This window comes from Pseudoalteromonas marina (assembly GCF_000238335.3).
Taxonomy (GTDB): domain Bacteria; phylum Pseudomonadota; class Gammaproteobacteria; order Enterobacterales; family Alteromonadaceae; genus Pseudoalteromonas; species Pseudoalteromonas marina.
Genome location: NZ_AHCB03000005.1, coordinates 1,588,398 through 1,605,528 on the forward strand (window position 1 = coordinate 1,588,398; position 17,131 = coordinate 1,605,528).

The 17,131-nt window shown below is 40.5% G+C and carries 9 protein-coding genes; 3 read left to right on the top strand and 6 right to left on the bottom strand.

All coding sequences use genetic code 11. From position 1 onward, the window contains the following. Positions 1-9: 9 nt before the first annotated feature. The 3 genes from edd to glk form a co-directional block, all read right to left on the bottom strand. Positions 10-1,860, bottom strand: a complete 1,851-nt coding sequence (gene edd, locus PMAN_RS07390; RefSeq protein ID WP_010557462.1) for a phosphogluconate dehydratase — start codon at positions 1,858-1,860, stop codon at positions 10-12. A 328-nt stretch (positions 1,861-2,188) separates the two neighbouring features. Further along, complete coding sequence (locus PMAN_RS07395) at positions 2,189-3,205, bottom strand: LacI family DNA-binding transcriptional regulator (RefSeq protein WP_010557463.1); 1,017 nt, start codon at positions 3,203-3,205, stop codon at positions 2,189-2,191. A gap of 32 nt (positions 3,206-3,237) precedes the next feature. Continuing rightward, complete coding sequence (glk, locus tag PMAN_RS07400) at positions 3,238-4,230, bottom strand: glucokinase (protein WP_006794584.1); 993 nt, start codon at positions 4,228-4,230, stop codon at positions 3,238-3,240. 291 nt (positions 4,231-4,521) lie between these two features. Here glk and PMAN_RS07405 point away from each other — a divergent pair, with 291 nt between their 5' ends. The 3 genes from PMAN_RS07405 to PMAN_RS07415 all read left to right on the top strand — a co-directional run bounded on the left by PMAN_RS07405 (position 4,522) and on the right by PMAN_RS07415 (position 11,001). Next, on the top strand, positions 4,522-5,538 hold the full coding sequence (locus PMAN_RS07405) for a LacI family DNA-binding transcriptional regulator (RefSeq protein WP_010557464.1): 1,017 nt from the start codon (positions 4,522-4,524) through the stop codon (positions 5,536-5,538). Positions 5,539-5,839: 301 nt separating this feature from the next. Beyond that, complete coding sequence (locus PMAN_RS07410; RefSeq protein ID WP_006794586.1) at positions 5,840-9,022, top strand: TonB-dependent receptor; 3,183 nt, start codon at positions 5,840-5,842, stop codon at positions 9,020-9,022. Between the two features lie 71 nt (positions 9,023-9,093). Then, the gene (locus tag PMAN_RS07415; RefSeq protein WP_010557465.1) at positions 9,094-11,001 is read left to right on the top strand and encodes an alpha/beta hydrolase family protein; all 1,908 of its coding nucleotides are present in this window, start codon (positions 9,094-9,096) and stop codon (positions 10,999-11,001) included. A 287-nt stretch (positions 11,002-11,288) separates the two neighbouring features. Here PMAN_RS07415 and PMAN_RS07420 read toward each other — a convergent pair whose 3' ends face one another. From PMAN_RS07420 to PMAN_RS07430, 3 genes are read right to left on the bottom strand one after another with little or no spacing between them, the layout of a single operon-like run. Beyond that, positions 11,289-13,703: a glycoside hydrolase family 15 protein gene (locus PMAN_RS07420; RefSeq protein ID WP_010557466.1), complete on the bottom strand. Its 2,415-nt coding sequence runs from the start codon at positions 13,701-13,703 to the stop codon at positions 11,289-11,291. A gap of 9 nt (positions 13,704-13,712) precedes the next feature. Continuing rightward, the gene (locus PMAN_RS07425; RefSeq protein WP_010557467.1) at positions 13,713-15,212 is read right to left on the bottom strand and encodes an MFS transporter; all 1,500 of its coding nucleotides are present in this window, start codon (positions 15,210-15,212) and stop codon (positions 13,713-13,715) included. Then, complete coding sequence (locus PMAN_RS07430) at positions 15,205-17,064, bottom strand: alpha-amylase family glycosyl hydrolase (protein ID WP_010557468.1); 1,860 nt, start codon at positions 17,062-17,064, stop codon at positions 15,205-15,207. Before PMAN_RS07430 ends, PMAN_RS07425 begins: the two co-directional genes overlap by 8 nt. Positions 17,065-17,131: the final 67 nt, after the last annotated feature.

A 17,131-nucleotide genomic window follows, 5' to 3' on the forward strand; every position in this document is an offset into this window, starting at 1 on the left:
GGCTAATTATTATTCAAGTCCAAAAGCACTCGCGCCTAAATCGGCACTGCTTACGATATTTCTAAATCCAGTAAATAACTCACGTCCCGTACCAAATGTTAGGCTTGGCTGGCTAATTTCAAGCTCACGTTTTGCAAGCTCGTCGTCGCTAACATGTACTTTTAAAATTCCGTTAGGGGCATCTAAAGTAACTAAGTCGCCTTCTTGAATTTTTGCAATTATTCCACCCTCAACGGCTTCTGGTGCTAGGTGAATTGCAGCTGGTACTTTACCTGATGCACCCGACATACGACCGTCAGTTACAATAGCAACTTTAAAACCTTGGTCTTGAAGGGTTGCCATTACTGGCGTTAATTTATGAAGCTCTGGCATACCTTTCGCTTTAGGGCCCTGCTCTTTAAGCACAGCTATAAAGTCTTGGTTTAACTCACCGCGGGTATACGCGTCTTGTAATGCTCCTTGCGAGTTGAAAACTTTAGCAGGTGCAGTAACGACTTGATGCTCCTCAGCTACAGCAGACACTTTAATAACCGCTTTACCTAAATTACCAGTAAGCAGTTGTAAGCCACCTTGTTTGCTAAATGGATTACTTACAGGACGAAGCACTTCTTCATCAAGTGAATTAGCAGGACAATCAACCCATTTCACTTTGCTTGGACCATTTGAATCGCTCATGATCAGGCTTTCGTCTTTATCTAAACGCGGCTCTGTCATATATGGCGCAAGACCATCGCCAAGCATTGTCTTAACGTCTGTATGTAAGTAGCCTGCGCTTGCTAGTTCGCGCATTAAGAAGCCCATGCCGCCGGCTGCTTGAAAATGATTTACATCCGCAGAGCCGTTAGGGTAAATGCGTGTAAGAAGTGGAACAATTTCTGATAAATCAGACATGTCTTTCCATGTAACTTGAATGCCCGCAGCTTTTGCAATAGCAACTATATGGATAGCATGGTTAGTAGAGCCACCTGTTGATAGCAAGCCAACTAAACCATTAATAATGGTTTTTTCGCTGATCACATCTGCTAAACATGGGCTTTCTTTATCATCTGTAAGCTGCTTAAGCATGGTTTCTACAGCATTACCTGTTAGTCCATCGCGAAGCTCTGTGTATGGGTTGATAAATGAGCTACCTGGAAGGTGCAAGCCCATTATTTCCATTAGCATTTGGTTTGAGTTAGCAGTACCGTAAAACGTACAAGTACCCGCGCTGTGGTAAGATGCACTTTCAGCTTCTAATAAATCTTCGCGGCTAACTAGGCCTTGTGCAAACTTTTGGCGAATACGTGCTTTTTCTTTATTTGGGATACCCGACTGCATTGGACCTGCTGGTAAAAAGAACACAGGTAAGTGGCCAAATGACAATGCGCCGATTAATAAACCTGGGACAATTTTGTCACATACGCCTAAACAAAAAACGCCATCAAACACATCATGTGAAAGTGAAACAGCGGTAGACATTGCAATCACATCACGAGAAAAAAGCGATAATTCCATGCCGTCACGCCCTTGCGTAACACCATCACACATTGCAGGAACGCCACCCGCTACCTGAGCGGTTGCGTCAAACTTAGTTGCAATGCTTTTGATTACGTCTGGGTAATCTTTGTAAGGTACATGCGCAGATAGCATGTCGTTGTATGAATTGATAATAGCTAAGTTTGGCACTTCATCTGCTTTTAAGCGCGCTTTATCGTCGCTGCTACAAGCTGCCATTACGTGGGCAATGTTGCCACAACCTAATCCCGCACGAACTCTTGTTTGTTTTTTTGCATGCGAAATACGATCTAAATAATCTTGACGGGTTTTTTTACTGCGTTCAATAACGCGTTGGGTAACTTCTTGAATTCGAGGATGTAACATAATTAACTCATCTCTATTAGTTAGAGGATAAAGGCTCAGTAGCAATTACAGACTCCACGTAAATAACTGTACTGAGCATCTTTGATTGACCCGTTCAAAGGTACGATATCAGGGAGCCTCTCACAACAAACCTGACACCGGTGTCACTGTATTAACTCATAGCTATGACACCGGTGTCAACCCTGATTGCTAAAATTAATTTAACTTTTTATCATGACCAATTAATGAACACTTAAATTCTTGTGTACATGCACGCTTTTATCAAGCTGCGGGCAAAAAAAAGCCTGAATAAGCGTCACTCTTATTCAGGCTACTGTGAAAAAGTATTTTATTGGTTTACGCGAGCTGTTGATTCACGCGTTATTAAACGCGATTCAAGCGTAATTTGAAAAGGCTGTTCTTGAGGCTCTGTAATGTGATTAATTAATTGAGTAACAGCAAGCTTTGTCATCTCTTCTACTGGTTGGGCTATGGTTGTTAACCCTGGCCATATGTGGCGTGCAATAGGTGCATTATCAAAACCAGCTATAGATATGTCGTCAGGTACACGCAATTGCCTTTGTGTTGCAAGTTTAAGTACTGCAGCTGCCATGTAATCGTTCGATGCAAATACAGCCGTAGGCCGTGGCGACAAGTCTAAAATACTGCGGGCGCTGTCTACACCCGAGTGGTAACTAAAGTTACCCTCTTCAACTAATCGCTCGTCAAACTCAATATTATGATCGGCTAATGCACGCCTGTACCCTTTAAAGCGCTGCTGTGTTGCACTGTGGTCAGGGTGACCTTTAATAAATGCAATTGACTTGTGACCAAGGCTGATTAAATGTTCTGTAATTTCAAATGCGCCCTGCTCGTCGTTACTACGAACAGAAATAGATTCATCTTGTAAAATTGCGGACGCTACTCTAGCAAACGGGATTTTTTTAGCTGTTAAAAACTCAACCAACTCAGGGAAATCACCAAAAGGTGGCGTAAGTACAATACCATCTAAACGAGATGTTTGAAGTAACTGCTCAACATTGCTAATTAAAGCCTCACCTCTGCATTCGCATGGGTGAATTAGCAAGTTGTAATTATTTTCTTGGCAAGCGGCTAAAGCCCCTGTTTGAACACGGGTTATGTAGCTTTTACTTGGGTTGTCGTATAAGCAACCAATAATAAAACTTCGATTTTGTGCTAATCCGCGCGCTATAGGGTTTGGCGTGTAATCCAACTCTTTAAACACAGCGAGAACTTTTTCGCGAGTGGCTGCACTCACGTTGGGCTCGTTATTTAGAACCCGCGATACTGTCTTTTTAGATACGCCAGCATGACTTGCTACGCTGTTGATTGTTACTTTTTTCATCACTCTATTTTCCACATGCAATCAACATAAAACTAATTGGCGTTGTGCAAACACGCCGCTGCGCCAATTAAAGGTATGTTGTCTTGTGTCACTAATGTAACAGGTATTTGCCCTGTGTATTGCGACATAATCCCTTTTTGCGAAAAGCGTTCAACAAAACGGCTTTCCAGTAAACGAGCTTGCATACGCGGTAATATTCCGCCACCTATAAATAGGCCACCCAATGCGCCATAAGCTAGTGATAAATCACCTGCTACGCTGCCAATCCAATCACAAAATTGATTCAGGGTTGCATCACACACATCACATTCGCCACTATTTGCTAAGCTGCTAATTTGTGCAGCATCAAGATTTTTAGGCGACTGCCCTTTAACTGCAGCCATTGCTTTATATAAGTGGGTAATACCAGGGCCTGAAAAAACGGTTTCGACAGACACGTGTTGATGCTCTTTTTTTAGTTCTTGAATTAACAAGGCGTCAAGCTCTGTTACCGCTGCAAGCGATATGTGCCCACCTTCCGAACTTAAAACAGAAGTAGAGTGAGATGTTCTGACTAAACAAGCCGCCCCAAAGCCAGTTCCGGGACCCATTACACCAATATTTGCATTGTCATCAGCTTGACCTGCTTTTATAACAACATTTTGAGATGGGCTTAAGTAAGGTGCAGCGTAAGCAAAAGCAGCAAAATCATTAATAACATCAAGCTCATTTAACTCAAAATAAGCCTTAAAATCGTTAACACTAAAGTGCCATCCTAAATTTGTTAAATGCACTTGCCCTGCTTTTATAGGGCCAGCAACCGCCAAACATGCGCGTTTTGGTACAATATGTGGTACGGTTGATAAGTAATGCTCGAGTGCTTTTTCAAGTGAGCCAAAATTGGCACTAGGAAACGTATTATTATGCTCAATTGCAAATTGATTTGTTGTATCATCAAACGATGTAATTAAAGCAAAACGAGCATTAGTGCCACCAACATCGGCAACTAAAATAGGATCAAATTGGGTAGAAGAGTTTAGGCTCATGGTGTTATCTCTTTTGTTTAAGCAATCAGTGCTTTTTGTTCTACAATAGTAAACCATTGGTGTAATTGCTTTAGGCTATCACCCTAAAGCGGCTATCAGAGAAAAAATGCTGCCTGTAGCAATTACAAACAGCCAATTCGTTTTGACAACAAAATGATAAAACATAAATATTATGACACCGGTGTCACAGTCAAATCAATAAATAATTTACATTAAACACAAAAAGCTTGAAATATTTAATTAATAAACGAAAATGGCACTATTGTGTATTACATTAACTAAGTTGTGATAATGAAAGGTAAAGCTACATCATTTGATATTGCCCACTATGCAGGGGTATCTCAATCAACTGTATCTCGCGCTTTACGAAATAGCCCGCTTGTCAACGAAGAAACACGTAAACGTGTTCATGACATTGCAAAAAAACTTAATTACAAGGTCGACAAAAACGCAAGCAACTTGCGCACGCAACAAAGCAGCACACTCGCACTTTTATTATTTGAAGACCCCACCTCAGACGAATCACAAATTAACCCGTTCTTTTTATCTATGCTCGGCAGTATTACACGCGCGTGTGCAAAAGAAGGCTACGATTTATTAGTATCGTTTCAATCAGCCAGTGCAGATTGGCAAGCCGATTACGAAGATAGCCACAGAGCCGATGGCATTATTTTGCTTGGTTATGGCGATTACATTGATTTTCAGCCTAAATTTAAAACACTGCTTGAGCAAAACACTAAATTTGTATGTTGGGGGGCAACGGTAGATAACAGACCTGATTTAACCGTGTGCTGTGACAATTACGGTGGTGGTAAACAAGCTGCGGCTCATTTTATAGCTCACAACAGACAAGATTGTGCATTTATTGGCGATGCTTCTGACCACAGTCCGGAATTTTTTGCTCGTTTTCAAGGGTTTAAGGACGAGTTAGAAGCTAACAACATCGCAATAAATGAACGTAAAATGGCTAACGCTATTTCAACGGAAGAATCTGGCTATCATGCAACTCGCTCGCTCATTGCCAATAATATTAAATTTAATGCCTTGTTTGCAGCAAGCGACTTAATTGCAATTGGTGCTATCAGAGCACTCAAAGAAGCAAACATTAATGTCCCTAAAGATGTCGCTGTAGTCGGGTTTGATAACATAGCTATAGCCAGTTTTGTAAACCCACCACTGACAACCATAGAGCAGAATACAACTCTTGCAGGGCAAATGCTCGTTGAAAATTTACTTAAACTAATCAGAGAAGAAGATGTGCAAAGCACCCTTTTACCCCCTGTGCTAATTGCTCGCGGATCGAGTTAAATATTAAGAAAAGTCATGAAATTTAAACAAATGTAACACCTCCCTGATTTACATTTGTTTACAAATTGCAAGCCAAATCAACACAATAATTTAACCATCAAAAACAATACCTTACATTTACCCCAGTACTTTAGAGTACACCAATTATCATTCTTAATCATTATAACTGTTGAAATGCAATGTTTTTTGAATTGGACCGATTTACATAACAAGCATCATGATGTAAATTTATTGTGACTTATCTATCTTTTTATATATAAGTTGTTAAACATTATAAAAAAAATATCACAGGGATTTTAATATGTTCAAAACCAAAGCTCTATCAAATGCAGTAAGGTACTCTTTATTGTTAGGCTCTGTAGCACTTGCCCCCAATGTATTGGCGCAGGAAGAGTTAAACGCAGACGTAGAATTAGAAGAAGAAGGTCCTGAGAGAATTGTTGTTACCGGCTCTCGTATACGAAAAGCAGAATTTTCTAATGCGTCCCCAATTCAAATTATCAATGGCGATTTATCACGCGAAATGGGGTTGTTTGACGCAGGCTCTATGCTGCAATCCACAAGCCAAGCTGCAGGTACACAAATAGATAATACATTTGGTGGTTTTGTATTAGATAACGGTCCGGGCGCTGCAACAATCGGGTTTCGTGGTTTAGGTGCAGAGCGTACTCTTGTACTAATTAATGGCCGAAGAATGGCTCCTGCTGGCGTTGGTGGTGCACCAACTTCTCCAGATCTTAACTTAATACCAGGTGTTATGGTTGAACGAGTTGAAAACTTGTTTGACGGTGCATCAACTGTTTATGGTTCTGATGCGGTAGCCGGTGTAGCTAACGTAATATTGAAAAAAGATGTTGAAGGATTCATTTTCGACGCATCGTACCGTCAGCCTAAAGGTGAAGGCGGAGAAGAAACTGTACTATCTGGTATGTGGGGTAAAACCATGGACAATGGTTTTATAACAGTCGGTGTTGAGTACTCTGAGCAAAAATCTCAATCTCTATCTGGTAACCCTTTTGTTAAAGGCTGTGAAGAGCGTATTTGGGAAGCAGAAGATGGAAGCATTGTTACGCGCAATAGTGGCTATGGTCCAGTTGCAAGTGGTGAAGACTCTTGTGACATATTTCCTTTAACGAATCGCATTAGTGTTCCTTCGTTTTTTGGAAGTGTTTACTACACACCTAATTTTACGAATACTGGGATACCTAATTTTAGTGAATCAACTGTTCCTGCAAGCCTTGAAGGATTTTTTCCATCTTGGGTAGCGGGTGATTTTGATGGTGATGGGATTAATGATGGTGTATTTGTTGATGGTGATGGTGATGGTTTCCGTGATGTTGACTTCCAAAACCCACTATATGCATTCCAACAATCTGATTATTACAAAAGCGGTGATTACAGAAGTAAAAATGAACGCATCTCGTTAATGCTAAACGGTGAATATAACTTTCAAGATGATAACGATACTACATTTTATTACGAAGGTTTATACGCAAGTCGTAAATCACCAATTTTTAGCCCAGGCGCACAAATTTTTGAGTATGTACCAGAAACAAACCCATACAACCCTTGTGGAACAAATGGCATTGATTGTTTTGGCGTTTTAGGTGTAGGTCCTGGAGGCCCTGAAACAGTTCGCCCTATTATAAATATTCGTGGAGATCGTGACCGTACTGATGTTGAAGTTTCTCAATATCGCTTAGTCTCAGGTGTAACGGGTAACTTAGGGATGTTTGAGAATGTCGGTTTAAACAACTGGTACTATGATGCATCCGTATCTTACAGCGCATCTAAAGGTGATGATCACCGTGTGGGTATTGATGAAGAACGATTACTTTACTCTCTAGAAACATCTGTACTCAATGATGACGGCACTGTTACTTGTGGTACAGGTTCTGATGGCTGTGTTCCTGTAAATTTATTTGCTGATAGTATATATCAAGAAGGTGGCGGAACGCTTTCACCTGAAGAAGCGGCGTACTTGTTCATTGACCGTGATATAGAGACTAAGGTAAACCAATTCGTATTCAATGCGTTCATGGGCGGTGATTTCTTTGCATTACCATGGAACGATGAAACTGTAGCTGGTATTGTTGGTGTTGAATATCGACGTGACGAAATTGAATCAAACCCGAATGCTGCAGCAGCTCAAGGCTTGCTTTGGGGTTACTTCTCTGACCAAGGAGCAGATGGTGCACGAAATCTAAAAGAGGTATTTACTGAAGTTGAATTCCCTTTGCTTAAAGGTCTTAAAGGTGCAGAAGAATTAACGTTTACGGCCTCTGGTCGTGTTTCTGAAGAGTCTTTTTACGATGCTGAATCTACGTACAGTATCAAAACCATTTATCGACCTGTAGATTGGTTCACACTTCGTGCTACGAAAGGTACTTCATACAGAGCACCAAATTTACGTGAACGTTTCTTAAATGGTACCTCTGGTTTTAATACAGTTGCAGATCCATGTGTTGTACCTGAAGATGCACGTGATATTGATCCATTAAATCCAGGCGCTGCAGCGACATATAATGCAGCTGAAGAAACTCGTGATGCTGCGGTATTGAACGCTTGTCAAGCATCTGGTGTTGATCCTACTTCGCTTGGCTTAGGTCAAGACGGCACAACAGTTTACACTGCAGGATATAGTGCTGAAATAGAAACTGGTGGTACTACAGAGCTTCAACCTGAAACCTCTGTAGCAAAAACATACGGCTTTATCTTTGAACAACCATTCAGTGAAGCGTTTGATTTAACTCTATCATTGACGCGCTTTGATATTGAGGTTACCAACAGTATTGCAGAGCCAAGTGCAGGATACAGCATTGCACAATGTTACTCTGCAGACGGTAATGAAGCATTCTGTGACAGAATAAACCGTAATGCTAATGGTCAAATTAGCTTGGTTGATGCTAGCTTTATTAATATTGGCTTAATCTCATCTAAAGGTTTTGACTACAACGTTTATTTCGAAACTGATACTGTTATAGCCGAGCAAAATTTAGGTATTACTCTAGACCTTCAAGCAACACGTATGACTGAACAAGTATACGATGTGCTTGGTACAATTGACGATAATATGGGTGAACCAGATTCACCAGAATGGCGTGGTACAGCTCGCTTACAACTGAAATACTCTGATTTTAGATTTAACTGGGAAACTCGTTTCATCGGTAAAGGTCGTGAAGATGAAGATGATTTAGGTGAGTTTGAAGAAGGTACTGCAGGATGTCGTGGTTTAACTGATGCTAATGGTGAAGCACTTAAGTGTCGCCCTGTTGGTTTCACTGATGACTACTTTGTGCACAACGTTGGTCTTACATGGTCTAACGATGCATACAAAGTTAACTTAGGTGTCCGTAACGTATTTAATGAAGCGCCACCAAAAGTAGATCCGAGTGGGTCTTTCTCAAATACTAACATCCCACTGGGTGTTGGTTACGATACCTCTGGTCGAAGCCCTTACATCAGCTTTACAGCATCATTCTAATTTAGAATGGCTAAGTAAATTTCAATACAAATGGCCTAAAATTTTAGGCCATTTTTTTTGAAGGAATAAAAATGAAACTAAAAAAAAGAATATTAGTAGGATTGAGCTTGCTAAGCCTATCTTCTTTCGCTAATAGTGAAACTGAAGATACGACGCAAGTGAGCAGTATCGATGCTTTCTCAATGTCGGCTGCTATTAGGAGCGTTGTAGCATCACCAGATGGTAATAAGCTTGCTATTTTAAGAGCGACTACCAAAGATGGTGATTATATTATTGAGATACGAGATCCTAATAATCTAGAAGCAGAACCTGTAAGATTAGGTGCTGATAAGATGTTGATATCTTCCATCGTATGGTTAAACGATGAAAAAATTGGCGTTATGTTTAGGCAAATACTTGAAGATGGTAGTCGCAAATACTGGGTAAACAAATTTGCAATAACAGATGCAGATGGTAAAGGTGACTGGTTATTACCGTTTAAGAAAAAGCGAAATGTTCAATTTAATATAATCAATATACTTCCAGACAAAAAAGATGAAGTACTCGTAGAGGTTGATATTAATAATAACTACATTCCAGATGTAGTCCGATTTAATATTAATACTGGACGAAGTGTTACTGTAATGCGTGGTAATGAAAAAGTATCAGGCTCGTTTTTATCTGATTACGATGGTGAAATAAGAATAGCCCAAGGTTGGAATAAATCTGATAACGCAATTGATTATTACGCACGCGATAAAGGCAGTGATGACTGGAAAGTAATTAAGCAAGTTAGCCCTAAAAAGCGTGAAAGCTTTGAGATATTAGGATTTGCGAAAGGTAACCCTAACGAAGTTTATGTAAACGCTAACTTGGGCGAAAATACGACTGGTATTTATATATACAATATCAAAACAGGTCAGTACACTGACCGACAATTTGGTCTTAAATCTGTAGATACCGATGGTGTCGTACTTGATACCGACGGCACTTTACAAGGCTTTCGCTATACAACCAAGCAACCTAAGTTTTATTTCACAGATCCTAACCTTCAAGCACTTAACGAATCTGTTTCCTCCCTATTTAAGGGTAAATTTGTACAAATTGTTAGTAGCTCTGAAAACGATAACGTATTAGTGGTTAGAGTATCTGCTGACGACAATCCTGGCAGCTATTACATTGTTACTAATAAGCAAAAACTAACTAAAATTGGTGATCGACTCCCGTTTATTGATAAGAGTAAGCTAGGAACCGTTAAGTATATCTCTTATAAAGCTAGAGATGGTCGTAAAATAAAAGCATATGTAACCATCCCGGCTACTAAAGGCCCTTACCCTGCGGTAGTGCTTCCTCATGGTGGCCCTTGGGTGCGAGATTCCATTGTGTTTGATGATTGGGCACAGCTACTTGCTTATCATGGCTATGTAGTTATTCAACCAAACTATCGTGGCTCTACTGGTTATGGTTTAGAGCATTGGATGGCTGGTGATAATAACTGGGGCTTGAAAAAACAAGATGATTTAGACGATGCTGCGCAGTACTTGATCAAAAAAGGCTTAGCGACAAAAGATAAACTTGCTTTATTTGGCTGGAGCTATGGTGGTTACGCTGCATTTGCTGCATCTATGCGTGAAAACAACATATACAAATGTGTTGTTGCCGGTGCTGGGGTAAGTGATTTAAGTCGTATAAATGCAACCCTTAACGAAAATCGCTTTTTAAGTATTTTACAACGCCCTACTATTTCAGGTGTATCCCCTGTAGAACAAGTAGAAAAGGTAAATGTTCCTATATTGGTTATACATGGTGATATAGACAGTCGTGTTCCAGTAAAACACAGTAGAGACTTCGTATCAGAGCTTGAGAAGTATAAAAAAGACTTTAAATATGTTGAGCTAGAAGATGCCGATCACTTTTCCGATACGCTTTTCTACGATCATAAAAAAGAGTTTTATACAGAGTTGTTATCATGGTTTGATAATAAATGTGGTCTCAAATAATATAAATAAAAAAGTGGCATTCATTTTATTTGAAGAGCACTTTTTGTGTATTAAGTGAGGATATAGAAAAAGGGCTTCTAAATTTATTTAGAAGCCCTTTTTCCAACTACAGTATTTTATACCGTTCCTCAATAATACTTGATCATTTTTTTGGGGCTAAACGTGTAGCTAACGGTGTTAAAAATTAGCTATTTAGAACAACTAAATAGCTAATTTTTCGCCAAGCTATCAACGCGTTTTTCTAGCCCTCAAATAAATCACTTAATTATGCGAATTGGTATGATGTATTATTTCTTTAGCGACTCTTCAACAACTGGGTAATGATCCCATACTTGTTTATCACTTAGTGAGCGCACTAGCTTAACGTATTCAGCATGAGTCCATGCCAGTGGGGTTGCTGAATTAGTACCTTCGCCTAGTTCATAACCCGCTTTGTTGACACCTACACCATCCCAGACTTGCTCAGGCAGCATCATGCCTTCATTCGCAAACTGTTCTAAACCTTTTACGTAACTATTTCTAATATCAGCCTGCTTAGCATCATTCAATGTTTTGGTAGCGTTGGCTGCCGCTATTTCGTAATGGCCGCGTTCACCGGTGAAGAATGGCCACACACGACCACGTTGCCCTCGTGTGTTTGCGCCACCTTCTGCGTAATTAGTGCCTGTTACCTCATCTTCGCCGTAGCCGTCGTTACCGTAACGGCGGTAGCCTGCAAATGTCCCGGTCCCATCTTCAAAACTAAAGCTATATTTAACTTGTAGGTTATCTTCAAGCGTTTCGTCATCGTACTCAGGCAGTGTTTTAACAATACTTTCGTCGTTAGCACCGCGAACGCCATAGCGAACTAGCTCTAAAAAACCGCCATCTAAAATTTGCTTTTTATTAAACCCTTCACGGCCATTATTGGCGTTAATTTTAGTGTTTGAATTGGCGTCAGTGTCCTGACCAATGCGAATAAAATATTCACCATCGGTACTTTCGCCTTTTAAATTACCCTTTGTAGTAAACATTTGCGATTCTATTTCGCTGTTATACTTTTTAGCCGTTTCTAAATAACGCTTAGCGTTTTTATCATCACCGCTAAGTGTTGCTATGTCGCTTGCTGTTATTAGGCCTGCAACAATTGCGGCAGTAGTAGAAGGAGAATATCCTTCTTGCTCTTCCCAGCGCTCCTGCTGTGTTGCCGGTGGGGTGATCTGCGTGTCGTTCCATAAAATTTTAGCAAGGCCTCCATCAACTAAAAAGTCAGCTGCAGGTTTTAACATTTTGCCGTACCAAGTTTTTAGCTCTTCATCGCTAAGTACATTAGCTTGGTGAAGTTTCCAAGCAAGCATAATAGGCATGGCTGTTTGGTCAAGCTGTACACCAACCCACTCAAGTTCACCATCAACATGTGTTTTTTGTAAAAACCAGCCAGTATCACCATTGTTACCCGGTGTACTGCTGTTAACTTGTACTTTTTCAAGGTATTCGAACGCTGTTTTAGCTGTAGCGGTATCGCCTAGCGCCATAAAAGCCATAGCTACTTGATAAAAATCGCGTACCCATACCGCTTTATAACCCGTAGAGCCCTCTTTAGCAGATACGGTTTCGCCCCATGGGTTTGACAGTGACGCAATAAGCGCACCGGCGTGTGTTTTATCTTCTTGTGCTTTTAATACCATGGCACTGGTGTATAAAAGTTTGCCGTTATCGGCTGTTTGTTCAGTCATTGTATTTAGTGGTTTAAGGCTTTGTAGGTAATCTTGCCAACCTAGCGCGTCGCCTTTACCGTTGTAGTGATCGAGTACGGCTTGGTAACCCTTAGCCAAACTTTGTTCGCCTTGCTGAATACTTTGCTGCTGGGTTTTTCCAAAGCTTAACGCTAAATCAAATGTGGTGTTGTTACTAATATCACCGAGTTCTGCAAGCATGTTTACATTACCTGAAACTTCACCGGTATTTGTATACTGATTATTAATTACTTGCGTTGTTTTAAGTGCACTTATGCCATCACTTTCACCTGTAAAGCCAACGGTTTTAGCTTTAAAAGGTGAACTTGATTGTAATGTTAAATAGTTATCGCCTTCCCATGCGACAAGCCCTTGATCTGTTGTTTTAGCAAAGTCACCTAACCCATTATTGTTAATGTACGGGTTAACCTTAACATAGGCTTTTAGACCCTCTAATTGAGTATTAAACACACTTCGTACAAATAATGTTTGTGTATCTGGGTCGGTAAATATGTGCTTTTCTAAGCTAAAGCGGCCTTGCTTATCGGTACTTGTTACCTTATAAGCAAGCGAAAGCGGTCTGCCTTGCTCATCTTTGTATAAGTAATCAATGCTTACGTCTAAGTCATCTGCTTCGGTAACGGTGAAATCATTACCTGTTACTATAAATTGCATGTCTTTTATTTGCGCTTGGTGAATAAGCCCAAACATGGTTTCGGTGATCATTCCTTTAGCAATAGAAAACCATACTTTAGACACATTGCCTGTTGCGGCTGTATCGCTGTACTGCCCTTTTTTATATTCTTCAAACGATGTGCCAATACCTGTTTTGCCTGCATACGCCCAAAATGGCTCTACCCCTGGGGCGCCTGGTGCCGATGTAACTTTTGCTGAAGTACTTTCATTAGTTGTGCTTGTGTTTTGTGCGCCACAAGCCGTTAAACCTAATGCTAAAAGTGAAGCGGTTATAAGGTTGTATTTTTTCATTGTGTGTCCTTAATTAGAATTTTTAACGCGCATTACGGCTACAGCGGCAACCACAAATGAGGCTGCACCAATTAATAGGGCGTAAATAGGCTGGTTAGAAAATACATGGCGTAAAATAAGCCCTAAAATGCTAGCGGCGAGTAACTGCGGTATTACAATAAAGAAGTTAAAAATGCCCATATAAACGCCCATTTTATTACTTGGTAAGGCGTTACTTAACATGGCATAAGGCAGCGATAAAATAGACGCCCACGCAAACCCTACGCCTATCATAGGTATAAGTAACATTTTAGGGTCTTGTATAAACATAAAGCTTGCAAGGCCTAACGCGCCTAGCAATAAATTAAAACAATGTGCGCCTTTTAAACCCATTTTTTTTACTAAAAACGGAATACACATAGCTGCAATTGCGGCAAAGCCATTATAGGCTGCAAATAAAATACCCACCCAGTCTGCACCATCGTTAAATGCTTTAGAGGTAGCATCGCTACTGCCATAGTGAAAACTTGTTACAGCGGAAGTGGTATAAATCCACATAGCAAATAAAGTAAACCAGCTAAAAAACTGCACCCATGCAAGCTGCTTCATAGCCTCTGGCATAGTAAATACATCTTGTACTACCTGGTAAAAGCCACCTTGTGTTTTGTTGGCGCTTTTAAGCGCGGCTGCAATCCACTGCACAATACCAAAGGCTAATAAACCACCAGCAAGTAGGTATAATTCTTTTTCAAGGGATAAGCCCATGACTAATGCAAGAGTTGCTAAACCCAGTACCACAAAAATAATGGCACCTTTATTAAAGTTAATATCAGCAATAATTGCAGTCGTAGATTTTGCTGTTTGCTGTTCAAATTCAGCAAGTTGTTCTGGGCTATATTCCTTTGTGCGTGCCACAGTCCATAAAACAGCAACTAATAAAACCACCCCACCCCAGTAAAATGAGTATTTAACAGATTCAGGAATTTGCCCAGCCGCTGCAGTATTACTGACATCAAACCAGTTGGTCATCATCCATGGTAGCGCCGAGGCTAACACCGCACCAATACCAATAAAAAAGCTTTGTAAACCGTAACCTGTCGCGCGTTGTTTCTCTGGCAGGTTATCGCCAACAAGCGCTCTAAACGGTTCCATTGTCACGTTGATTGAGGCATCCATAATCCATAACATACCCGCAGCAATCCAAAGTGTTGGCGAGTGCGGCATAATAAACAACGAAAGTGTTGTTAACACAGCGCCCACAAAGAAAAACGGACGACGACGGCCAAAGCGCCCCCACGTTTTATCGCTCCAGTAACCTATAATAGGCTGAACAATTAAGCCTGTAAGCGGAGCTGCAACCCATAAAATAGGAATATCATCAACTTGTGCGCCTAATGTTTGAAATATTCGGCTTACATTGCCGTTTTGCAGAGCAAAACCAAACTGTATGCCTAAAAAGCCAAAGCACATGTTCCATATTTGCCAAAAACTTAAATTTGGCTTATCGGTATTATTATTTTGATTATTCATTATTAGCCTTATTTGTTAATACTGCGCTGCTAAATGCATCAAGTGTCAAGTTAAATGTGGCGCCTTGTGAGTGTGTTTTAAGTTCCACTTGGTGTTGCTCAAGTAAATCAACAATTAGTGAGCTTTCTCCCAGTTTTGTTACTTGCTCATGAGATAAATCAACGGAGATACTCTGTGTTTGCTCACTGAAGTTACTTAGTACCAAAATTGTTTGCTGCCCTAGCGTTCGGCTAAACCCAACAATACGATCGCTACCTGTAAGGTTAAGCTTTTGCATATCGCCGCCTACAACAGCAGGTAAGCTATTTAAAGACATAATTGCTTTATAGTACTCACGCAAAGCAGCTTGTTCGTTAGTGAGTTTTGCGCCATCAAACTTACCGTTATTCATCCATGCTTGATGAGCGGGTACGCCTATGTAATCAAAAATACTTGTGCGAGTAGGCGATCCAAAGCCGGCATTTTCAGATCCATCCTCACCAACATCTTGGCCAAAGTATAATAAGCTTGGTGCACGACTAATTAAGTTAGAAACCACCATGGCGGGTTTACCCCAAACTGCATTTCCTGCAAAGTCTGGGCTAGCGATACGTTGCTCGTCGTGATTTTCTAAAAAGTGCAACATGTGTTGCTCTATGTCTGCAACGGTTTTATGCGCATCAAAAATAGTGTTTGCTAGCTGCTTGCTTTGCATAATGGCCTTTAACGTATCGTAAAAGCCCACTTTGTCGTAAAGAAAATCCATTTTTCCTTGGTGAATATAGGCGCGATACATTTTTGGGTTGTAAACTTCAGCCAGTAAAAAGGCATCTGGCTTTTGCATTTTTATTGATGAATTCAAAAAACTCCAAAATTCGACCGGTACCATCTCGGCCATATCATATCTAAAGCCATCAACCCCTTTGTCGAGCCAAAACAATGCAATATCTCTAAATTTATACCAGCTATTAGGGAGTTCTTTATCCTGCCAAAACGCATAATGAACACGGTAATCTTTCGTTTCTATGTTTTTTGGTAGTGTTGGAAAGTCGTAACTGCCGTCTGGTTTAACACCGTAATTCACTTTTACGGTTTCGTACCAATCGTTTATGTCAGGTTTTGGCGCTCGTGCACCATTACCGGTCCATTTTGCTGGGTTTTCATCAAAAAATCCGTCCGCAAGTGGATGAGCATTGCCACCTAGGACTTGGTAATTAACATCTGTAGGTACTTGAAAAGACTTTCCTGGTACATAGTAAAAATTATTATTTTTATCGTACACTTTACTGGTGTCATCTTGCTCACCAAAGTCTTTAACACCTTTAGGTTTACCTAGCGATTCATAATTACGTGCCACATGGTTAGGCACTATATCAATAATGACTTTCATGCCATGGCTATGTGTACGTTCAATAAGCTGGGTAAACTCTCCCATGCGGTTTGTTACATTAACAGCTAAATCGGGGTTAACATCGTAGTAATCTTTAATCGCGTACGGTGAACCTGCGCGACCTTTTATTACATCAGGGTCATCTTTTGAAATACCGTAGTCGGTATAATCGCCCACTAACGCGTGGTGTAACACACCGGTATACCAAACGTGCGTGGTACCTAGCTCTTTAATGCCTTTTAGGGCTGCGTCGTTAAAGTCGGCAAATTTACCTACACCGTTTTGCTCTTTAGTGCCCCATGGCACATTGGCTGTCTCGGTATTACCAAACAAACGGGTAAAAACTTGATACACAACTGGCTTGGTAAGCTCATTTTGCGTATGTGCAGGTGTTTGCTGTTGTTCAGGTTTATTATTTTCTGAACACCCTGTAGCAATAAGTGCACTACACAGCACTGCGGGTATATAAACTGATTTTTTCATTGTGTGTCTTTTTTGTCAGTATTGTTATTAACTTTATACTAAAGATTACTGCAGCAACCATACAGTT